The organism is Mangrovibacterium marinum (assembly GCF_003046625.1).
Taxonomy (GTDB): Bacteria; Bacteroidota; Bacteroidia; order Bacteroidales; family Prolixibacteraceae; genus Mangrovibacterium; species Mangrovibacterium marinum.
Map to the genome: position 1 here is coordinate 17,603 of NZ_QAAD01000008.1, position 18,999 is coordinate 36,601.

Here is an 18,999-nt window from a genome sequence, read left to right on the forward strand (position 1 = left end):
ATGAAAATACTATACTACGACTGTTTTGCCGGCATAAGCGGCGACATGAACCTCGGCGCGCTCATCGACTTGGGTGTTGATGCCGAATATCTGAAAGAAGAACTTTCAAAATTAAATATCGAAGGTTTTCACCTGGAGGTTAAACAGGATCAGCGGCGGGGAATTACCGGCACCAAAGCCGATGTGATTATCGAGAACCCGGATAACGAGAAGCACCGCCACCTGCGACATGTCGAGGAGATTGTGAATGGCAGCACGCTGTCGGATACGGTAAAAAGCAATGCGCTGAAAATATTCCGTCTGATTGCCGAGGCCGAAGCCAAGGTGCATCATATCGACATTCAGAAAGTACACTTTCACGAGGTAGGAGCGTTGGACTCGATTGCCGATATTGTTGGGGCGGCCATCTGCCTCGATGCGCTGAAGGTGGATAAAGTGATGGCATCACCCATTCAGCTGGGCGGCGGAACCGTGAAATGTGCGCATGGCGTGATGCCTGTTCCGGCGCCGGCTACGGCCTTGATCGTTGAAGGGCTGCCCGTGAAAACCGGCCTGGTGAACCACGAAGCCACAACACCCACCGGAGCTGCAATTCTGGCGGCCATGGTTGACGAGTTCACGACTCAGCTTGATTTGCCGATCGTAAAAACGGCTTACGGCATTGGCAACCGCGATGCCGAAGTGGCCAATGTGCTGCGCGTTTACCTGCTCGAAGGACAAGTGTCCGACTCGGATGTGGAGACTGTTGAGGCCGTTTTGCTGGAAAGCAACATCGACGATATGAACCCGGAGCATTACGATTTTATGCTCAATGAGCTCTTTGAGGAAGGTGCCAGCGATGCCTGGCTGACGCCCATCATTATGAAGAAAGGACGCCCGTCCGTCACCTTGTCGGTGTTGTGCAAGCCGGAGTTGGTTGAGGCAATGAAGCAGATCATTTTCATCCAAAGTACGTCGTTGGGGATTCGTGAAAACCGGATTTTAAAGCACCTGCTGTATCGCGAGGAGATTGCTGTGGAGATTCCCCTGGGGACGGTTCGGGTGAAACAAAGCTTCTATCAGGGACGCTTGTTGAAGTCGAAACCGGAGAACGACGACTGCAAACGACTGGCCCGCGAGAACGGACTGAGCATTCGAGATGTTGAGAAAATGGTCATTAATCAATTGGAAGCATGAGCCCGCGAGAAATATTAGAGCAATATAAGCATGGCAAAATCAGCCTGACCGAAGCGCTGGAGCAGCTGCCCACGCACGGGATCGAGGAGATGGGCTTTGCCACCATCGATACCGATCGCGAAATGCGAACCGGACTGCCGGAGGTGATCTATGCCTCGGGCAAAACCCCGGAGCAGGTGGCGCAAATTGCCGACCGGATGTATCAGAAAGGAATTGATGTGCTGGCCACGCGGGCAACACCCGAGATGTTCGATGCGGTGCGGGCTTATATCCCCGAAGCGGTTTATAACCCGATGGCCAGAACCATCATCCACCGAACAGGCAGCGCTGTAAACCCCAAAGGCTACCTTGCGGTGGTGGCTGCCGGAACATCGGATATGCCGGTGGCCGAGGAGGCTGTGGAAACCGCCCGCTTCCTGGGAAACCGCGTGGAGGCAGTCTACGATGTGGGCGTGGCGGGCATTCACCGGTTGTTTAACAAGCTGGAGATCATTCGCAAAGCCCGCGTTGTTATTGTAGTGGCCGGCATGGAAGGAGCGCTGGCCAGTGTCATTGGCGGACTGGTGGATAAGCCGGTGATTGCCGTGCCAACCAGCGTGGGCTATGGTGCCAACTTCGAGGGCCTTTCGGCCTTGCTGGGCATGCTGACCAGTTGCGCCAGCGGAGTGAGTGTTGTCAATATTAATAACGGATTTGGAGCCGCTTGTCAGGCTTCACTGATTAATCGATTATAGCGATGAATGATATTCAAGTTCTTTTATACACGGCCCTAACGCTGGGCTTTGTCCATACCCTGCTGGGGCCCGATCACTATTTGCCGTTTATTGCCATCAGCAAGGCTCGGCAGTGGTCGACCCGAAAAACAATGTGGGTGACACTCTTTTCAGGAATAGGCCATGTGGGAAGCTCGGTGCTGATCGGAGCCGTTGGAATTGCCTTGGGAACCAGCCTGAGTCAATTAAACGGTATTGAAGCTTTTCGCGGCGAGCTGGTCTCCTGGCTGCTGTTTGCCTTTGGTGTGGGCTATACGCTCTACGGCATTTATAAATACATCAGCAGTTCGCATCACGCCCATCTGCCGACATTTCTGATGCCCCGGAAGGTTCGCGAAAATCACCATCTGCCACTCACCGAAGAGGAGGCCGGAAAGGTAAACATCACCCCCTGGATTATCTTCCTGATTTTCGTTTTTGGCCCCTGCGAGGTGCTCATCCCCTTGTTGATGGTGCCGGCCTACACGCACAGCGCTGTTGGAATGGCCTCGGTAGCCTTCGTCTTCTCCATTGGGACGATCGCAACTATGATGACCGTTGTCTACCTCGGGCATAAAGGCGTGTCGCTCATTAACTTTAAACATCAGGAACGCTACATGCACCTGCTGGCCGGTGTGGTCATCCTCATCAGCGGTGCCGGAATGGTTTTCCTGGGCTGGTAGCCGATCGTAAGCGGGTGGCATTGACGTTTACAAGGTGTTTGGCTTAGAGCTGAATATTTAGGGGGTTTCTACGACAATCCCGGATTGTTAATACAACGATGTGGATTTCGGTGATTTCATAGAATATCAAGTAATCGCGAACGACTTTTATTCGCACGTTTTCGATGGAAGTCCGTTTTCCTATAAATGGTCGTTCGACAATTATTTTAAGAGCATCTGTAAAAAGCCGGCTGAGCTTTTTGCTATGGAGGTTTGAGCGGTTCCGGGATGTCCAGTATGCCAGAATTTGTTTGCGCTCATTTTGCGCTTGCTGTGTCCATACTATTTGTCGAGCCATTCGTCAATTTCCTCGTCAGCTTGTTTTTGCGATAGAAACTGCCCGGTGCGGTATTGTTCCCGGCCTTCTTCGACAGCTTTCTTTTGTTCGGGGGTTAATTCCAGAATACCGGAGTCGTCTTCGTCGGTAAGCATCCGGTACAATTCTTCCAGCAAAACATCGTTTTGAGATTGCTTAATGCGATGGATTAATTTGTGTTTTAAATCAGTGATCTTCATGTTTTTCATTTCTTACAAAGATATGAAATTCTGAACTGTGTTTGGCTTGAAACAAAACGATCCGATCTTTTTCCAAGATCGGATCGTTGGTGTCATGCGGCGAATTGCGGTGTATTGACCGGGTCGCTCCAAAGTCGGCCGGTCAGTTGGCTGCTTGCTTAGGCTTGCCCGCTCGATTCTTTAATGAAGATGGCATCGAGCACAGCAATGGTGGCCATGTTCACAATTTCGCGCACGGTGCTTTCCATGGGCAACACGTGGACGGGTTTTTCGATTCCCAGCAGGATGGGGCCGATAATTTCGGAACCCGATAGCTCGTGCAGCAGTTTGTGGGTGATGTTTGCTGTTCCGTGGCTGGGGAAAATCAAGGTGTTCACATTCCTGTCGCCCCATTTGGCAAAGGGAAATTTCTCCATGCGCAGTTTTTTGTTCAGGGCGAAGTTGGCCTGGATCTCGCCATCGACCAAAACCTCGGGATGCTGCTGGTGCAACAGCTCAACAGCCTTGCGGGGCACGGCCGGGTCGCCCGGTTCAGTCGATCCGAAGTTGGAGTGCGACAACAGGGCAATGGCGGGTTCAATGTTGAACCGTCCCACGGTGCGGTTTACCAGCAAGGTAATTTCTTTCAGTGCTTCGGCATCGGGGTTGGGGTTGATGATGGTGGTGTCGGCCAAAAAGATGGGGCCGCGTTTGGTCATCACCATATACATGCCGGCAATTTGTTGGCCCGGGTTGTTGGTCCCAATAATTTGTTTAATGGGGCGGATGGTGTCGGAATATTTGGTGGCGTAACCCGAAACAAAAGCATCGGCATCGCCCATTTCCACCATCATAATGCCGAAGTACTCGTTGGCATACATCATGCGGTTGGCCTCTTGCAGGGTAACCCCCTGGCGCTGGCGTTTTTCGAACAGCGCTTGGGCGTAACGCTCGCGTTGTTCGGCACCTTCGGCGCTGTAAAACTCCAGGATTTGTGCTCCTTCCAGATCAATTTTATTTTCTTTGGCCAGTTGCTGTATGCGCGTGCGGTTTCCTAACAAAATGGGCGTGGCAATACCTTCCTGCAACATAGCCTGAGCGGCTTGCAGCACATTCAGGCGGCTTCCTTCGGGCAATACCAGGCGCTTGCCCGAGTTTTTAATGCGCTCGCGGATGGTGCGGATCAGCGAGTTGTCGTGTCCCAAACGGCGATCCAGTTCATCGCTGTACGCTTCCCAGTTTGTCAGTGTTTTGCGGGCTACTCCCGATTCCACGGCGGCCTTGGCAACGGCCGTCGATATGGTTGAAATCAACCGCGGGTCGAGTGGTTTGGGAATCAGATACTCGCGGCCAAAGCTGATGGTGTTTTGGTTGTAAGCTGTCGATACGATTTCGGGAACAGGCTCTTTGGCCAGCGTTGCCAGCGCTTTTACGGCTGCAATTTTCATTTCTTCGTTGATGGCTTTGGCACGCACGTCCAGGGCTCCGCGGAAAATGTAGGGGAAGCCCAGCACGTTGTTTACCTGGTTGGGGTAGTCGCTGCGGCCGGTTGCAAAAATGATGTCGGGGCGCGATGCGATGGCTTTTTCGTAGGCAATCTCCGGATCGGGGTTGGCCAGGGCAAATACGATCGGCGTTTCATTCATCGATTGGATCATCTCAGCGGTCAGGATGTCGGCAACCGATAGGCCCAGGAACATATCGGCACCGCGCATAGCTCCTTCCAGCGTATGCACATTGCGGGTGGTGGCAAATTCGCGTTTCATCTTGTTGAGGTCGGTGCGCGATTCGTGAATCACGCCCTTGGAGTCGCACATCACCAGGTTCTCGCGTTTCACCCCCAGCGAGAAATACAGTCGCGAGCAGGCCATGGCCGATGCTCCGGCACCGTTGACCACCACCTGAACATCTTCAATTTTCTTTCCGGCAATTTCCAGGGCATTTAAAAAGGCTGCCGACGAGATGATGGCTGTTCCGTGTTGGTCGTCGTGCATCACCGGGATATCGAGGGCTGCTTTCAGGCGCTCTTCAATTTCGAAGCACTGCGGCGCCTTGATATCTTCGAGGTTGATGCCCCCAAAGGTTGGCGCGATGATTTTCACTGTTTCAATAAACTTGTCCACATCTTCGGTATCCATTTCAATATCGAAAACATCGATATCGGCAAAGGTTTTAAACAGCAATCCTTTTCCTTCCATCACCGGTTTTCCGGCCAGGGCTCCAATGTTTCCCAGCCCGAGCACGGCTGTTCCGTTCGAGATCACAGCCACCAGGTTGCCCTTGGCCGTGTAGTTATAGGCATCCTCCGGCTTATCGGCAATTTCGAGACAGGGAGCTGCTACTCCCGGGCTGTACGCCAGCGCAAGGTCTTTCTGGGTACTATACGGTTTTGTTGGAACGACTTCAATCTTGCCCGGCCGACCTTGAACGTGGTATTGCAGGGCATCTTTTTTTAATTGGTCTGACATATTATACCATTTTATAGGTTGATTTACACACTAAAATATGCAGGTACAATGCCGTCTCGATGAATCGGGACTGAGAGCCCACTGGACAACGAAGTGATTTCAGGGGGCAATTTCAAATCGGTATTGTGCTGTATTTTTCAGATAGCTAAAGTTAGCGTATTTCCGAAAACAGTTGTTCGTTCTGTTTTTTGTCTGTTGGGGCTAAGTTGCATTCGGTGAGTTTGTTCCAGTTGTTGTGTTTCCCAATTTTTTCAAAAGCTTAATGTAGGGCTAATTTTGGCGATCCGCGAAAAAGTTGCGACGCGACAATTTGTTGGGAGGATGGGCTGATTAATGTTATTTTTGTGTTCCATACTAAAAGAAGGATCATGCGTTTTAAAGCAGTAATTTTCGATTTGGACGGTACCTTGCTGGATACTCTGGATGATTTAACCGATGCGGTGAACGAGGTGATGAAGGCCCATCATTTCCCGACGCACGATCGTGTGGCCGTTCGCTCTTTCGTGGGATCGGGCCTGCGCACACTAATGCAGCGTGCGCTGCCGGAAGCGGAGCGCAGCGAAAGTAAAATAAACAGCTATTTTGCCGAGATGATGACCGCTTACCGGGAGAATTACAAAAATAAATCGCTCCCTTATGCCGGTATTGCGCCGATGCTGGAGGCGCTGGCCGGGCGAAAGGTGCCCATGGCGGTATTCTCGAACAAGGCCGATGAACTGACTAAAAAGTTGGTGGAGGCCCTTTTACCGTACCCCTTTGCCTGTGTGCAGGGCATGACCACCGAGGAGCTGAAAAAGCCCAATCCCCAAGTTGCCATCGAGTTGGCACAGCAGATGGGGACGACGCCGGAAGACTGCCTCTATGTGGGCGACAGCGACACCGATATGCTGACGGCCACGAATGCCGGTATGTTTGCCTTGGGCGTAACCTGGGGCTTCCGCGATCGCGATGCTTTGTTGGCCGGCGGTGCCCAACAGCTGGTGGACGAGCCCGCTGAGATCCTGAATCTTTTATAGCACAGGGCATGAAAATCAAATTCGACCTGATTGGTTTGTTCGTGGCCGACCCCGAAGGCAACCTGATTGAAATTGCCTCCGACTTTTGGGCCTGAGCCCGCAGGATAACTTTTTTTGAACGTAATATTTTACTCCCCCTTTGCAGCTCATCTAAACACGATTTGTGTTTAATTTGTTGAGCGCTTGTTATTCATCTATTGTTATTTGTACAGTAAGCGTAGTGTGGTTTTTATGCGCATATCATAATGTTATTGGCTCGTCCCTAAAAGTAGGGATTATAAGTGCAATCCGATCGATTTGTAGTCGGAATATGGCCAAAACTGGGGATTGTAGCGACTACCGGCGAATCTAACTTTGCAGGTACAAAACTATAATCTCTATGAAAATGAAAAAGAAAGCATTGTTGGCTATGGTTGCTTTAATAGCCGGAATGAACTGGGTTTTTGCACAAAACACAGCCGATAAGTTGTTGGGATCTGACCAAAAACTGACGATTGGTGGTTACGCGCAGATGGACTACAATCAGAAATTCTCATCCGACACCCGCTCGAACGGCAATTTGGATGTTCACCGGATGGTGTTGATGTTTGGCTATCGCTTTAACGAAAGAACGCAGTTTATTACCGAAATCGAGTACGAACATGTAAAAGAAGTATACATTGAGCAGGCTTTTCTGCAGTATAAAATTAACGACTGGCTGAACTTCAGAGGTGGTCTGTTATTAGTGCCCATGGGCATTATCAACGAGATTCACGAGCCAACAACCTTTAACGGGGTTGAGCGTCCCAATGTAGACAGTAACATTGCGCCAACTACCTGGCGGGAAATGGGGGCTGGCTTTACCGGTCGTCTGCAGGATCTAAACCTGAAATACCAACTGTATGTGGTAAATGGTTTTAAAAGCTACGATGGCGGTGGAATCATTAAAGGAAGTAATGGTTTCCGCTCAGGTCGTCAAAAAGGGGCGGAGTCGTTCATGTCGAGCCCAAACCTCACGGCGAAAGTGGATTACTACGGTGTTCCCGGCTTAAAATTAGGATTGAGCGGATATTTTGGCGATACGCAATCGGAGCTGTATGATGGATTGGATAAAGACGATCAGACAGCAGAAGCAAAAGCTGATTCATCGGTTGTCGGAATCAGCATGCTTGGAGCGGATGCTTCTTATTCGGTGAAAGGCTTGGTTATGAAGGGGCAGCTGTATTATGCCTCGGTAAGTAACACCGGGCAGTACAACGTATTTACCGGAAAAGATCTGGGAAGTGCCATGTTGGGTTACTATGTTGAGGCTGGCTACGATTTGCTGAGTGCTAAAAGTTCAAATCAAAAATTAGTGCCTTTTGTGCGTTACGAAAAATACAATACGCATCAAAAAACCGATGGGGTAGCCAAGAACCTGGCTTACGACCGAACCGACATCACTGCCGGTATTGGATGGTGGTTAACGGCGGGGGCTGTGCTTAAGGCCGATCTGCAATGGATGAGCAACGAAGCATCAGCTACAAAAACAAAACAGTTGAATTTGGGAATCGGAATTGCATTCTAACATGAAAAACTACGCATTCATATTGCTATTCGTTGCCGGACTTTTGTTGGACTATTCGGTTTCGAATGCCCAAAATCCGGGCAAAATTCAGAAATTACTCGCCCGGGAACTGGAGCTTGATAAATCGGAGTTCGAGCTTCAAGCCTGCGATTTAAATACCGAATTAGCCGAAAAGATAAATGCGGCTTATAAGCTCTATGTGAAAGGAGAGCATAGCGGTTTGGTTATTTTAGCCAATGGAATGGGGCGATACGATGAGTTCACATTTTTGGTATTGACCAATCCGGATAAGTCCACCAGGCTTGTTCGTGTGGTAAACTATGTCAGCGAGTATGGGGGCGAAATAGGTTCGAAGAAATGGCTCGGGCAGTTCGTTGGCTATAAAGGTGAAGCATTGAAATATGGCGATGACATTCAGGCTATTTCCGGAGCGACTTATTCGGCCAGTTCAATTACTCATCGCATGACAGAAATAATGGAGTTAATCCAAAGGACAGATTTCTGATTGTATTCGTCGATAAAAAAGGGCGGATCTGGCTGGACGGTTATGTTTGGTAAGATTCGCCTTTTTTTTGCATTTTACTCGTGTTTAGTGCTGTTCGGGATCGTGGCCGACTGTATGGAAGCACCAATTATGCAATTTCATTTTCTGAAAATCACCCCAAACGTCGACAAAATCGCCCCAAACTTCGATTGCTTTTCCCCTTTATAATAGTGTCCGGTACTTTTGGTTTCAAATCAATATAAAAGTATTCGGAACATGAAGCGGAAACAATTAATAATGATGAGTGTCCTGTGGCTGGGAAGCCTGTTTGGCGCGCAGGCACAAACATCGGATCAGAAGTGGTCGTTGGACGACTGCATCGATTATGCCCTGAGCAAGAACGTGAGTGTTGTTCAATCTCAATTGACGACAGAAAGCAGCAAGCTCGATTTGGAGCAGAGCAAAGCGAATGTTCTCCCGAGTTTCACCGGTTCGGCCAGTACCAATTACAGCTGGACCAAAGAGGTTTACACCGAGTCGGACAACTTTGGCGATCGCAGCCGCAATAACACCACCAATTTTGGCGTGAATGCCGGAATGACCCTCTTTAACGGTTTCAAGCTGAAGAATCAGATTAAGCAGTCGGAACTGAATTTACAAAGCAGTGAATATTATTCGGAAACAGTGAAAGAATCGCTGGAACTGAACATTCTGAATGCCTACCTGCAAATTCTCTATGCGCAGGAAGAATTGAACAATGCTCAGGAACAGATTGCCGCAACGCAGGAGGAGTTGAGCCTGGCACAGGAACGGCTGGATGTGGGCGTTATCTCGCGCTCGGACTATCTGCAGATTAAATCGGAGTTGGCTACCGAGCAGTTGACTGAAGCCAACGCCAAAAGTACCCTGTCGATGGCCAAGTTGAGCTTGATGCAGTTCATGGAGCTTCCGGTGACGGATCAATTTGAAATAGAAAGCCCCGATTTTAGTGCCTTATTGGAAAACCCGGACAGCCCTATTGCCAACGAGGTCTACCTGGAAGCATTGGGTTTTAAGCCACAGATTAAACAAGCGGATGCTGATTTGGAAAGTCAGAAGCTGAACGAGAAAATTGCCAAAGCGAGTTTGCTGCCAAGCTTGTCGCTATCGTCGGGCTTGTCAACCGGATGGTCGGACAATGTGTCGGGCTTCAACTACAGCGAACAGCTGAAGAACCAGTTTACGCCAACGGTAGGCTTGAGCCTTTCGATCCCCATCTTTCAGAATAAACAAGGAAAAATTAGCGTGAAACAGGCTAAGATTGCTACCAGCCAGGCTGAATTAACCAAGGTTGACACGCAAAACGAATTGCGGAAGAATATTGAGCAAGCCTGCCTGGATCTGACCACCGCCCAGGCACAGTACCAAGCCAGTCAGACACAACTGGAGTCGGCCCGGGAGTCGTATGAAGTTGCCGCCGAGAAATATCGCGAGGGTTTGCTTAATTCGGTTGACTTCCTGACGGTGAAAACAAGTATGATAACCTCGGAAAGTGACTTTACACAAGCCAAATTTAACATGGTGTTCAGCACCAAAATCGTAGACTTTTACAAAGGAATTCCAATTAGTTTGACCAAATAAAAACGCAGTCATGAAGAAGAAATTAGTATACACAAGTATTGTTGCAGCAGTAGCCCTGATCGGCTTGCTGGAATTCAAAATGTTGGGCAGTTCTGCAACAACTGTCACGCTGAAAACCGAAAAGATAGGTCGCGCGACCATTAGCAATACCGTAACGGCTACCGGAACGATCGAGGCTACCCAAACCGTTGAGGTGGGTACACAGGTCTCGGGGCGTATCGACAAAATTTTTGTCGACTACAATTCATTGGTGACCAAAGGGCAGCTGATTGCCCGTTTGGATACCGAGGCGCTGTCGTCGAGCCTGCGCTCGGCTAAGGCTTCGCTGGATAAGGCAACAGCCGAGTTCAATTACCAGAAAGCTACTTACGAACGTTATCAAAAGTTGATTGACCGTCAATTGATCGCTCAAACCGATTTCGATCAGGTGGTATACAATTACGAGTCGGCTAAGGCATCGTTAAGTTCGGCTGAGGCCCAGTATAAAACGGCCAAAACCAATCTCGACTACGCTTATATTTATTCGCCGATCGATGGAATTGTCCTGGAGCGGGATGTGGAAGAAGGTGAAACCGTAGCGGCGAGCTATTCAACACCAACCTTGTTCACTATTGCCAACGACTTGACCCAGATGGAAATTGAAGCCGATGTGGATGAGGCCGATATCGGTCAGGTGAAAATGAACCAGCGTGTTGAATTTACCGTTGATGCTTTTCCCGACCAGGTGTTTGAAGGATCGGTGAAGGAAATTCACCTGAACCCGAGCGACGACGAGTCGGTGGTTACCTACACCGTTGTGATTGATGCGCCGAACCCCGATCAAATTCTGATGCCGGGAATGACAGCCAACGCTTCATTTTATGTTACCGAGAAGAAAAATATTGTGACTGTCCCCAATCTGGCGGTTGAGTTCAATCCGGATATGCAGGTGATGGCTCAGTACCAGGAAGCGCATCCCGAGGTGCAGCTTGACCTGCCGGCTCCCGGCGAGCAATCGGTCGCAAAAAAAGTTGTTTGGGTGAAAGAGGGCAATAAGATTTACGCACAGGAAGTGACCGTGGGAGAGACAGATGAAATCAACTACGAATTGCTTTCCGGTCCCAATGAAGGTACTGAAGTCGTTGTTTCAATGAGTGCGATCAGCAAAAAAGAAGCGAAAGAAGAAGCGGCAAGAAGTCCGTTTATGCCAACTCCTCCGGGAGGAAACAAAAAGCAAAAAAACAATAACTAAGGAGGTCGTTATGGCAAATAAAATCATACAAGTTAACGGGTTGAAAAAAGATTTTCACGTGGGCGAAATAACTGTTCACGCACTGAAAGGCATCGATCTGGAAATTGAAGAAGGCGAGTTTGTAGCCATTATGGGAACCAGTGGTTCCGGGAAATCGACCATGTTGAATATTTTGGGCTGTTTGGATAAGCCCACCGGCGGGATTTATCAGCTCGACGGGATTAGTATGGGCGATATGAATAAGAACGCCCTGGCCGGATTACGCAACGAAAAGCTGGGCTTTGTTTTTCAGTCGTACAATCTGCTTCCGCGGACAACAGCGCTGGAAAATGTAGAGATGCCACTTTACTACAACGGACGGGTGCGGGCCAAAGAACGGCGCGAGCGGGCCGAGGCAGCCCTCGAGGCAGTTGGTCTGGCCGACCGGATGCACCACATGCCCAACCAAATGTCGGGGGGGCAGCAGCAGCGTGTTGCCATTGCCCGCTCACTGGTTAACGATCCGCGGGTAATCCTGGCCGACGAAGCAACCGGGAACCTGGACACGCGAACCTCCTACGAGATTATGTCGCTTTTTCAGGATCTGAATGATCAGGGAAAGACCATCATCTTTGTGACTCACGAAAGTGATATTGCCCGGTTTATGAAACGCAATGTGGTTTTTAAAGACGGGCGAATTGTGAAAGAAGAATGGGTGAAGGACCGTTTCAATGCCAAGCAACTGTTGGCTGAGTTGCCGGTTGACCAGGATGTTATTTAAAACAAGGACAAGATGAATTACACAAATACCCTAAAAATAGCGATCAACGCACTTCGCCGAAATAAGTTCCGGGCTTTTCTGACCATGCTGGGGATTATTATCGGGGTGGCCTCGGTGATTGCCATGTTGGCCATCGGCCAGGGATCGAAGAAAAGTATCCAGGATGAGATGTCGTCCATGGGAACCAATATGATTTTTATTATGCCCGGTGCCGATATGCGTGGCGGTGTGCGGCAGAGTGCCAGTGATATGCAATCGCTGGAGCTGTCGGATGTCGACGCAATCCGGGAACGATGTCCGGCCGTAACGGCGGTGTCGCCTCAGGTTAGTTCGTCGAGCCAGGCGGTTGTGGGTAACAATAACTGGCCAACAAGTGTGTATGGGGTTGATAATGAGTATCTCGATATCCGGAAATATTCGGTTGAAACCGGGCGTAATTTTTCGGATCGGGAGGTGAAGACCTACGCCAAGGTATGTTTGGTGGGGCAGACCATTGTTGAGAACTTGTTTCCCAATGGCGAAAACCCCATTGGCCAGTCGGTGCGCGTTGGTACCATTCCCCTGAAAATTATCGGGGTGTTGGCCGAAAAAGGCGAAAACGGCATGGGACAGGATCAGGACGACTTGATTCTGGCGCCGTACACAACCGTGCAAAAACGCATGTTGGCCATTACGCACATCCAAAGTATTTTCGCATCGGCCGCCTCGGAGGAACTAAACGACCAGGCCATTGAGCAAATAACCGAAACCTTGCGACGTACGCACAAGCTAAAAGCGACCGATGACGATGACTTCAACGTTCGCTCACAGGCCGAGATGGTGCAGATGTTCTCATCGATCAGCGACATGATGACCATGCTGCTGGGAGCCATTGCCGGTATATCGCTGTTGGTTGGTGGTATCGGTATCATGAACATTATGTATGTGTCGGTTACCGAACGCACAAAAGAAATTGGGCTTCGTCTGTCGGTTGGAGGCCGCGGCAACGACATTATGATGCAGTTTCTGGTTGAGTCCATTTTGTTGAGTGTCACCGGCGGATTAGTTGGCATTCTGCTGGGACTGGGGGCTTCATCGGCCGTGTCGGCATTCATGAACTGGCCAACGGTAATTGTTCCCATGTCGGTTGTATTTGCCTTTTTGGTCTGTACCGTCATCGGCGTATTCTTTGGTTGGTACCCGGCGCGGAAAGCAGCAAGTCTGAATCCGATTGACGCCTTACGTTACGAATAAATAAGTCAATAAAATAAACAGAAATGAACTGGATTAAAAAGAATCGGAATTGGGTTGTCGTTGTAATTCTGGGAATCATTCCATTAGTCAACATACTCTCGATGATTCAGTTGGATTTTTCGTCCTCGGCTGATTCCTGGATCTCCATGGGAAGCCTGTCTATACCCGGTCATCGCCAAGGCGAAGCTGCCCGTATCGTTTCCGGAGCACACATTGCGGTGCGCGAAACAGGAGAGTGGGCCGTTCGTTGGCTGATGGTGATTTTAAGCCTTACGCCGATTGCAATTCTCACCGGAATAAAGTCGCGCTTGTATGTTCGACAAGCTGCCGGTATAATTACATTTCTGTATACGGCTTTGCACCTGTTGTTCTTTTGTATCGATCGCAACTGGATTGAGACCTTTCAGGAGTTTGGTTTTGTAATGGGGTTCATTGCGGCAATCATCATGGCTGCTCTGGCGATCACGTCAAATCGTAAATCGATGCGTTTTATGCGGAAGAAGTGGAAGAAAATGCACAAAACGGCATACCTTGCTGCCCTGTTGACGATCGGTCATCTGGTGTTGTTGAAACATACGACATGGGCTCCCTACCTCCTGATTTTGCTTGTGGGATTTGTGCTTCGCCTGAATTTTGTAAGAAGCAAGATCCGGGAATGGCGCTCTGGAAAAGCCGTGTCGATTGCTCGTGCTTAAAACGAAAAGGGGAATACCTGGCGTATTCCCCCATATCTTGTTTGCCGCTTTTGTTTCCGGGCGAATCACTATATTTGATAAAAATCAACCAAATGTTTATGGCTTTTTCAATACACGATAAATGGATTAAATGGCTACTGCACTCCATAGCCTGGGTTATTGTTGTTATTATTCCATTGTATATCGACAATGCTTTTGGTGATGGAAACCTACACCGGGTGTACGGTTTTTATTTGCACACGGCGACGGCTGCTTTAATTTTCTATTTGGGGTATCTGTGGCTGGTGCCTTCGTTTTATCTGAAAGAAAGACAAATTACCTATTTTGTTATTCTTGTTGCCATCATTATTGGCACCTACTACATTTCGTCATTCATCGAACAGTTTTGGTTCGACGATATGAAAAGGATTGCCGAAGAGGTTGATAAAGACCAACATATTCCGCGAAAAGTGTTTGGCATTTTTAACCATAGTGTTTCGTCGGTGTTGTTGTCCGGTTTTGCAATGGGGCTTGGGGTTTTAGATAAGTTGAAACAAAATGAAAAGAGGCAAAAGGAACTGGAGAAGGAGAAGCTGAACTCCGAATTGGCCTTTTTGAAGAGCCAAGTGAGTCCACACTTCTTTTTCAACACCCTCAATAATATTTACACGTTGATTGGAATTGATACCGATGAGGCACAGGAAGCTGTACTAAAGCTATCGAAGCTGATGCGCTATCTGTTATACGATTCGGAGGAGGGGAATTCGAGCTTGCAGGAAGAAATCAGTTTCATGAACAATTATATTGATTTGATGAAATTGCGGATCAGTTCGAAGGTTGATCTGAAAATTTCGCTGCCCGATTCGGTTCCGGAGATCAGCATTGCGCCGCTGCTTTTTATTGCATTTATCGAAAATGCGTTTAAGCATGGAATTAGCTACCGGGAGCATTCGTTTATTGAAATCGGCATGGATGTCGATCAGGAAACAATTCGGTTCGAAACCCGCAACAGCATCGGTAAAACCAGTACCGAGGGCGAAGGCCGACACTCGGGCATCGGCCTGGAGAATGTCAAAAAACGTCTGACCCTGTTGTATCCCGGTAAACACGAGTTGCGGATCAGCCGCACAAACGATACTTTTAGGGTGAAGCTCGAAATTAACCTGCAATAAAACAAAACGATGAAAATTCGCACAATAACGATCGACGATGAGCCACTGGCGCTAAAACTTTTGGCTGCCTATGTTGAGAAAACGCCCTTTCTGGAGTTGGCGGGTTCTTTTGATAACCCCATGGATGCCATGGATTTTTTGTCGGAAAATGAAGTTGACCTGATTGTACTCGACATCCAGATGCCCGACCTGAGCGGGATTGAATTTGCGCGTGTGCAAAGCAGCAAGGCCAAGTTGATTTTTACCACTGCTTACGAAAAGTATGCTTTGGAGGGCTTCAAGCTGAGTGCCATCGATTATTTGTTGAAGCCCTACAGTTATCAGGAATTTTTGGTTGCCGTGAACAAGGCCAAAAAGCAAATCGATCTGGAGGGTAGTGCTGCCACAACGCTGGAGGCCAATAACCAGTTTTTGTTCCTGAAGTCGGAATACAAAATCCGCCGCATCAACTTCAACGATATTCTTTATGTAGAAGGGCTGAAGGACTATGTGAAGGTTTTTCTGGCACATGAAGAGAAGCCCATTTTATCGCTCAGTTCCATGAAAGCGATGGAGGAAAAATTGCCTGTCGATCAGTTTATGCGGGTGCATCGCTCGTATATTGTCAACCTCAATAAAATTGAAGTGATTGAGCGCAGTCGCATTGTTTTCGGGAAAAACTACATCCCCGTTAGCGACCAGTATAAAGAGAAATTCCAGGATTTTCTGAACCGCAATTTCTTGTAAAGTTTCAAGTTCCAAACTGAGAAACTTCAAATCCCCAAAAGAAGATGCTAGCTTTCAATGTCTCCAGGCAAACTTTTTTGGAATTTGGATTTTGGAAGATGGTATTTCAAATTTGGAATTTATTTCCCCTTGTATTTTATCCGATTTTCGAATAACGGTTGGTAAATAGTCAATCCGTCAATGGTAAATCTGGTCTGTTCCTTATCTTTGTATCAAACTATTCAAAAGAGATTATGACCGGAAAAGATTTACGGATTGTATTTATGGGAACGCCCGATTTTGCGGTGGCCAGTTTGAAAGCGCTGGTTGAGGGCGGTTACAACATTGTTGGTGTAATTACGGCACCCGACAAGCCGGCAGGACGTGGCCGTCAGTTGCAACAATCGGCTGTGAAACAATATGCCGTTGCCCAAAACCTGAAGGTGTTGCAGCCCGAGAAATTGAAGAACCCGGAGTTTATTGCAGCGCTCGAAGCATTGAAGGCAGATCTTCAGGTTGTGGTGGCTTTCCGGATGCTGCCCGAAGTGGTGTGGCGCATGCCTCGTTTAGGGACCTTCAACCTGCACGGATCGCTGTTGCCACAATACAGAGGTGCTGCCCCTTTGAACTGGGCCGTGATTAATGGAGAGAAGGAAACAGGGGTGACAACCTTCCTGTTGTCGCACGAGATTGACACCGGTGCGATTCTTTTCCGGGAAAAAATTACCATTGGTGACAACGATAATGTGGGCGATATTCACGATCGGCTGATGGACATTGGTGCCCGGTTGGTGGTGAAAACCGTTGATGCCTTGGGTGAAGGTCGTTATACGACTGTTGAGCAGGACGAAATACAGGCCGGAAATTTGAAACCGGCGCCCAAAATCTTTAAGGAAGATTGCAAGATTGACTGGGAAAAACCCGCCGAAGAAGTGCGTAATCTGATTCGTGGACTGTCGCCCTACCCGGCAGCCTGGACAGAGCTGGTGGATGGCAAAGGAAAGTTGATGAGCCTGAAGATATTTAAGGCTGAAATTGAGCCCAATGAAGGCCTTGCTCCCGGAACGTTGGAAACCGATGGCAAGAACAGCTTTAAGATTGCCGCTAAAGATGGCTGGTTGGTGATCAGCGACTTGCAATTGTCGGGCAAAAAGCGGATGTCAACTGCTGATTTTTTGCGCGGAGTGCACGAACCGGAGACTTTTAAGTTGCCGTAAAAGCCGAATACGGTCAAAAAAAATGCTGATGATCTTGATGAGACATCAGCATTTTTTTTTGAAAGTCTTACTCCGCAGAGGTGCTGAGGCGCAATATCAATAACTGGTTTCGATACGATGTAGACCGACAACCCGATAACTTTTAAAAACAACGACAACAGCATCGTCGAAAACTACTACACTTTCATTCCTGTTGGTGATTCCCGGGAATCATGTAGGTTTTTTTTGAAAGTCCCTTCGGGTGATGTGCCTGCTGCGGTAGGCAGGGGTTCCAACTGCATCGGGGATGCCTTGAATAGCGGTTCAGCTTGAGCCTAGAGCAAAGACTCATCCTGTCGCAAACTTTTGTTGGTGGGACTTGCTCCAACCCGACTGCTTTTTCTATTCCTTTTTTTTGATCAAAAAGGAACCTTGTCCTACCGGACGGGTTTTCATTTTTCAGTAATGGCTTTAGCCATTCAACTTGGGTAGTATAAAAGATGATAAGAAGATTCTCCCGTCCCGTACGGGACGGAATTTCCCCCTGTCGTCGTTCAGCTACCCAAATAGCATCCCTCCGGGATTGCAGGAAGCTTTTCGTTTGATTCCGGCCTGGATAAAAATAGGCCAACCGGGTTTCCACTTTTTCTCATTGATCGAACGTCATTCTTGCAGGTTAATGCTTTTGGGAATGACACCCCGACAACAGTATGCCCGAAAATCCCCGACTTTCATCCTTGTTTGTGAATCCGGGAAGGTATGAATGGGCTAGACGAAAAGCTATCGTCGCGTTTCGCCGATTTATTTTCGCGGTGCCTTGTCGCGCAAATAGAGAACCGTTCCGGCTACGGGGCGTTCACCCAGGCGCATTCGGTTTAAACGGTACAGTTTCTTGAGACGGACACCATATTTTTGCGATACGTAGTGCATGGTTTCGTCGGACTGGAAGACATGCGTTTTGAAGTTGCGAAGCGCTTTGTTGCGTTTCGGAACGATGTACAGGATTTCGTTTACCTGTAAGCGGTGATCGTCGGGCAGATCGTTGTATTTGTACAGTTCCCAAAGGTTCATGTTAAACTCGTCAACGATGCTTTGCGGGCTGTCGCCGGCTTTTACAACGATCGATTTCAGTCCGTTGCGGAAAACAACCTTCCGTGTTTGGTACGGGTTAATCAGGTTTTTGGTCGATTGTTGCTGGTGGTTGTTGTTGGTCGTAATCATGTCCAGCTCATCGCCGGTAAGCAGCTGGTCGTATTCGTAAAGCTTATACTCTTCAATAATTTTGATCAGCGACTCGGCGTAGTGCGAGGCTGTTGCGTAGCCGGCTTTTTTCAATCCGCGGGCCCAGCCTTTATAGTCGGTAATGTCGAGCTGAAAGAGTGCGGCATAGCGGGGGTTGGCCACCAGAAAGTCGCTGTGGTCGATGTACGAATCTTCAACCGAGTTGTAGTGACGGAAACACTCATTGCGCATATCGTCGTCGTGATAAACGCGTTTGCCGGTCCAATTGCGTTTGCACTTAATTCCGAAATGGTTGTTGGATTTACGACTTAGCTCGCTATTTCCGTTGCCCGACTCCAGGCAGCCCTGCGCGAGTGTGATACTAGCCGGAATCCCGGCGCGTTGCATTTCGTGAATGGCCAGTTTTCGGTATTTCTGGATGTATTCGTCGCGTGAAAGTACCCGTTGAGCGATACTTGCCATTGCCAGCGAACAAAATAAGATCAGTAAACCTGTTTTCTTGAGCAT

At 48.7% G+C, this 18,999-nt stretch carries 18 protein-coding genes; 14 read left to right on the forward strand and 4 right to left on the reverse strand.

All coding sequences use genetic code 11. From position 1 onward, the window contains the following. From larC to C8N47_RS09275, 3 genes are read left to right on the forward strand one after another with little or no spacing between them, the layout of a single operon-like run. Positions 1 to 1,176 (forward strand): nickel pincer cofactor biosynthesis protein LarC, encoded by a 1,176-nt coding sequence (gene larC / locus C8N47_RS09265; protein WP_107822272.1) that lies wholly within the window; start codon positions 1 to 3, stop codon positions 1,174 to 1,176. Continuing rightward, positions 1,173 to 1,910 (forward strand): nickel pincer cofactor biosynthesis protein LarB, encoded by a 738-nt coding sequence (gene larB, locus C8N47_RS09270; RefSeq protein ID WP_107822273.1) that lies wholly within the window; start codon positions 1,173 to 1,175, stop codon positions 1,908 to 1,910. Before larC ends, larB begins: the two co-directional genes overlap by 4 nt. A 2-nt stretch (positions 1,911 to 1,912) precedes the next feature. After that, entirely contained in the window at positions 1,913 to 2,611 is a 699-nt protein-coding gene (locus C8N47_RS09275) for an urease accessory protein UreH domain-containing protein (RefSeq protein WP_107822274.1), read from the forward strand. A 43-nt stretch (positions 2,612 to 2,654) separates the two neighbouring features. On the opposite strand, the gene C8N47_RS19100 is transcribed toward C8N47_RS09275, so the two are convergent. The 3 genes from C8N47_RS19100 to C8N47_RS19105 form a co-directional block, all read right to left on the reverse strand. Further along, on the reverse strand, positions 2,655 to 2,948 hold the full coding sequence (locus C8N47_RS19100) for a type II toxin-antitoxin system RelE/ParE family toxin (RefSeq protein WP_107822275.1): 294 nt from the start codon (positions 2,946 to 2,948) through the stop codon (positions 2,655 to 2,657). Then, a complete protein-coding gene (locus C8N47_RS09285; protein ID WP_146161488.1) occupies positions 2,933 to 3,166 on the reverse strand; it encodes a hypothetical protein in 234 nt (77 codons plus the stop codon). Before C8N47_RS09285 ends, C8N47_RS19100 begins: the two co-directional genes overlap by 16 nt. 158 nt (positions 3,167 to 3,324) lie before the next feature. Further along, positions 3,325 to 5,613, reverse strand: a complete 2,289-nt coding sequence (locus C8N47_RS19105; RefSeq protein WP_107822277.1) for an NADP-dependent malic enzyme — start codon at positions 5,611 to 5,613, stop codon at positions 3,325 to 3,327. A 368-nt stretch (positions 5,614 to 5,981) separates the two neighbouring features. Here C8N47_RS19105 and C8N47_RS09295 point away from each other — a divergent pair, with 368 nt between their 5' ends. The 11 genes from C8N47_RS09295 (at position 5,982) to fmt (ending at position 17,271) form a co-directional block, all read left to right on the forward strand. After that, a complete protein-coding gene (locus tag C8N47_RS09295) occupies positions 5,982 to 6,629 on the forward strand; it encodes an HAD family hydrolase (RefSeq protein ID WP_107822278.1) in 648 nt (215 codons plus the stop codon). 385 nt (positions 6,630 to 7,014) lie between these two features. After that, complete coding sequence (locus tag C8N47_RS09300) at positions 7,015 to 8,175, forward strand: hypothetical protein (protein WP_107822410.1); 1,161 nt, start codon at positions 7,015 to 7,017, stop codon at positions 8,173 to 8,175. A gap of 1 nt (position 8,176) precedes the next feature. Further along, positions 8,177 to 8,680: an FMN-binding protein gene (locus C8N47_RS09305; protein ID WP_107822279.1), complete on the forward strand. Its 504-nt coding sequence runs from the start codon at positions 8,177 to 8,179 to the stop codon at positions 8,678 to 8,680. A 255-nt stretch (positions 8,681 to 8,935) separates the two neighbouring features. Further along, a complete protein-coding gene (locus C8N47_RS09315; protein ID WP_107822281.1) occupies positions 8,936 to 10,279 on the forward strand; it encodes a TolC family protein in 1,344 nt (447 codons plus the stop codon). A 10-nt stretch (positions 10,280 to 10,289) separates the two neighbouring features. Next, positions 10,290 to 11,510 carry an efflux RND transporter periplasmic adaptor subunit gene (locus tag C8N47_RS09320; protein WP_107822282.1) on the forward strand — a complete coding sequence of 407 codons (1,221 nt, stop codon included), beginning with the start codon at positions 10,290 to 10,292 and terminating at the stop codon, positions 11,508 to 11,510. A 10-nt stretch (positions 11,511 to 11,520) separates the two neighbouring features. Continuing rightward, positions 11,521 to 12,270 (forward strand): ABC transporter ATP-binding protein, encoded by a 750-nt coding sequence (locus C8N47_RS09325; protein WP_107822283.1) that lies wholly within the window; start codon positions 11,521 to 11,523, stop codon positions 12,268 to 12,270. Between the two features lie 12 nt (positions 12,271 to 12,282). Next, positions 12,283 to 13,503, forward strand: a complete 1,221-nt coding sequence (locus C8N47_RS09330; protein ID WP_107822284.1) for an ABC transporter permease — start codon at positions 12,283 to 12,285, stop codon at positions 13,501 to 13,503. Positions 13,504 to 13,526: 23 nt separating this feature from the next. Then, positions 13,527 to 14,198 (forward strand): ferric reductase-like transmembrane domain-containing protein, encoded by a 672-nt coding sequence (locus C8N47_RS09335; protein ID WP_107822285.1) that lies wholly within the window; start codon positions 13,527 to 13,529, stop codon positions 14,196 to 14,198. Positions 14,199 to 14,296: 98 nt separating this feature from the next. Next, positions 14,297 to 15,349, forward strand: a complete 1,053-nt coding sequence (locus C8N47_RS09340) for a sensor histidine kinase (RefSeq protein ID WP_170111351.1) — start codon at positions 14,297 to 14,299, stop codon at positions 15,347 to 15,349. Positions 15,350 to 15,358: 9 nt separating this feature from the next. Continuing rightward, a complete protein-coding gene (locus tag C8N47_RS09345; protein ID WP_107822287.1) occupies positions 15,359 to 16,075 on the forward strand; it encodes a LytR/AlgR family response regulator transcription factor in 717 nt (238 codons plus the stop codon). Positions 16,076 to 16,308: 233 nt separating this feature from the next. Next, positions 16,309 to 17,271 (forward strand): methionyl-tRNA formyltransferase, encoded by a 963-nt coding sequence (gene fmt, locus C8N47_RS09350; protein ID WP_107822288.1) that lies wholly within the window; start codon positions 16,309 to 16,311, stop codon positions 17,269 to 17,271. A 780-nt stretch (positions 17,272 to 18,051) separates the two neighbouring features. On the opposite strand, the gene C8N47_RS09355 is transcribed toward fmt, so the two are convergent. After that, positions 18,052 to 18,999 (reverse strand): glucosaminidase domain-containing protein, encoded by a 948-nt coding sequence (locus tag C8N47_RS09355; protein WP_107822411.1) that lies wholly within the window; start codon positions 18,997 to 18,999, stop codon positions 18,052 to 18,054.